At 47.2% G+C, this 3,019-nt stretch carries 1 protein-coding gene; it reads left to right on the top strand.

The window, feature by feature from the left end:
* Window positions 1–3,019, top strand: a 3,019-nt coding sequence (locus tag VN105_RS09120; protein WP_325640058.1) for an RHS repeat-associated core domain-containing protein, incomplete at both ends; no start/stop codon positions are given.

The following is a 3,019-nucleotide window of genomic DNA, read 5'->3' on the forward strand; positions in this document are numbered from 1 at the left end:
TCTGAAATCAGCAACCCCGCAGGGTTTCATATACAGTTCCGGTATAACGGGCACGGCTATCTGCAACAGATCATCGACAGCAGCAACCGCGTGCTGCAGGTAACCACAGATGAGCGGGGCCGTATTGAATGCATTCATACCTACAATGAAGCCACCCGTATTAACCTGGTGCGCTATGCATATGATGAAGCAGGAAATATGGTGAGTACCACCAATGCACGGGAGGTGAGCAAATACTTTTTTTACAAAGGACATTTACTGGTAAGGTTAACCACCCAAACAGGGATGAACTTTTACTGGGAATATGATGGCAGCGGGGAAAATGCCCGTTGTACACACACCTGGGGAGATGAAGGCATACTAGAATATCATGCAAGTTATGAGAATGGGAAAACGACCACTACTAACAGTCTTGGGCATACCACTACTTACTTCTATGACGACCGTAACCTGATCAGTAAAATCATAGACGGTAACGGGGGCGTTATCCTGCAGCAATATAACCTTTATGAAGAACTGGAAGTAATCACAGACCCGGCAGGGAATACCGTGAAGTTTGAATATGATGTGTATGGAAATAAAGTGAAGGAAACCAATGAAAACGGAGAAACTACCACATTTCATTATGATGAAGCGCAACGGCTGGAAGGGATTAAAACACCCGCCGGCAGGAAACAGCAATGGGATTACAACGAAAAGGGATTACTGGAAAGAAGAAGGACTATTGATGGAAATATAATCCGGTATGGGTATACAGGCCCTTATCTCACAAAGATCACTTACAATAACGGACGCATTTTCAGGCTGGCGTATGATGAACAGCATAATCTTACCCGGCTCATTTCACCGGAAAATGCGGAGTTGCACTGGAAGTATGATGCACTGGGCCAGTTAGTAAAAGAGGTCACGGAAACAGGTTACTGGTACGAATATAATTATGATGCTTCCGGGAATATGATCCGCATGGAAGAAGCAAATGGTAACATACAGCATTTCAGTTATGATGCTGCAGATAACCTGGTGCAGGCGGCAGATGGTCAGCGTGAAGTTAAATTCAGCTATGGTCCGCTGGGCATATTAACAGGAAGGAGCCAGCAAGGCGTGCATATCCGGTTTAACTATGATAAGGAATTGCAGTTGCGCAGTATTGCCAACGAAGGCGGAGAACTGTACCGGCTGGAACAGGATGCTAATGGCAATGTGATCAATGAATGGGGCTTCGATGGTGTGCATAACCACTACGAACGGGACGTGGCCGGAAGGATGAAAAAGATCATTCGTCCCGATAACCGCTGGACCATTTGTGATTACGACGGCGCCGGTTTATTGGTACGGGAAGAACATTATGATGGCAGTGTAACGGCTTATGGATATAACAAAGACGGTTTGCTTACAGGCGCTTTTAATGAAGATGGCGCCATTACCATTCAACGGGATAACTATGGCCGTGTAATAAGCGAGATGCAGGGCGCTTATGCGGTAACGCGGCAGTATAATGAATGGGGCGACCCGGTGCTTGTGGAAAGCAGCCTGGGAGCTGCTATCACGTTAGAACACAATGAAGCGGGACAGGTGGAAAAAATGCAGGCCTCCAACGGGTATGCGGATAGCTGGCAGGCACAGTGGAAACATAACGAAAGCGGGCTGGAGATATTGCGGCAGCTTTCAGGCGGAGTAACCGTGGAAACGCAACGCGACAAAGAAGGAAAGATACTCCGGCAATCCATTGGCGTACATAAGGCAGAACAAAGCCGTATACGGTACGATTGGGATAGAAATACACAGCTGCGGCGTATCGTTAATGAAATGAGCGGTGCGCATACGCAGTTCGCATATGATCAGTTTGATAACCTGGTGAGCGCCAGCTATGGCCAAACGGGAGGAACAGTTGCCGAAACAATTTACCGGGTACCTGATAAGCTGGGGCATCTTTTTAAAACGGCCGCGCGGGAAGACCGCGTATATGGTAAAGGTGGCCGGCTGCTGGAATGCCCGGATTATTTCTATTACTACGACGGCGAAGGAAATCTTATTTTCAGGGAATTTCGGCACAACAGTAACCCTGCTGCAGAAGATAAACGCCCCTGGGCAAAAGCAAATAAAATTGTGCTCAATGGCAGCCATACAGGCTGGGCATATGAATGGAAGGCAAACGGATTGCTGGGAAAAGTGATCATCCCCAGCGGCGCAGAAATTGTTTTTAGCTATGATCCGTTAGGCCGCCGTATTGCCAGGGTAAATAAACGGAAACAACAGGTAACCCGCTGGCTTTGGGATGGCAATGTACCCTTGCATGAATGGCAGTATACCGGCGATTATCCCCCGCATTTGCAGGCCGAGGCAGATGGCGCATTAGAGATGGAACAGGAACCCGTAGAAAACCTGGTGACCTGGATATTTGAAGAAAATTCTTTTGTTCCCTGCGCCAAACTCACCGCTAATGGCACCTATAGTATTGTAACGGATCACCTGGGCACACCCACACATGCTTTTGACGCTTCAGGAAACAAGGTATGGGAGCGGGAACTGGATTGCTATGGGAAAGTGCGGCAACTGCATGGTGATAGAACTTTTTGTAATTATCTTTATCAGGGACAGTATGAAGATACGGAAACAGGATTGCGCTATAACAGGTTCAGGTATTACGAACCGGAAAGCGGAATGTTTATTTCCCAGGACCCGATTAAGTTAGCCTCCGGCGAGTTCAATCTTTATGCGTATGTGCGTGACCCCAATACATGGGTAGATGCCTGGGGATTGGAAGGGGCGGAAATGATAAGGGTATATCATTACACAAGCGTGGATGGGTACAATGGTATTATGGGAAGCGGCAAAATTAACATGAGCGACCCGGGAAAGAGAGGAAAAGGGTCGATATCCGGAAAACCCAAAGCCGTGTATGTAACTACCATGTCGCCTGAAGAACTGAAGGCCTCTAAAGCCAGGGGACAGATGGGCTTAACCAATGAAAAGAGTCAGCGTTATATATCTTTTGAAATTGATAAAAATAAAGTGAAGA

Source organism: Chitinophaga sp. (genome assembly GCF_035564935.1).
Taxonomy (GTDB): domain Bacteria; phylum Bacteroidota; class Bacteroidia; order Chitinophagales; family Chitinophagaceae; genus Chitinophaga.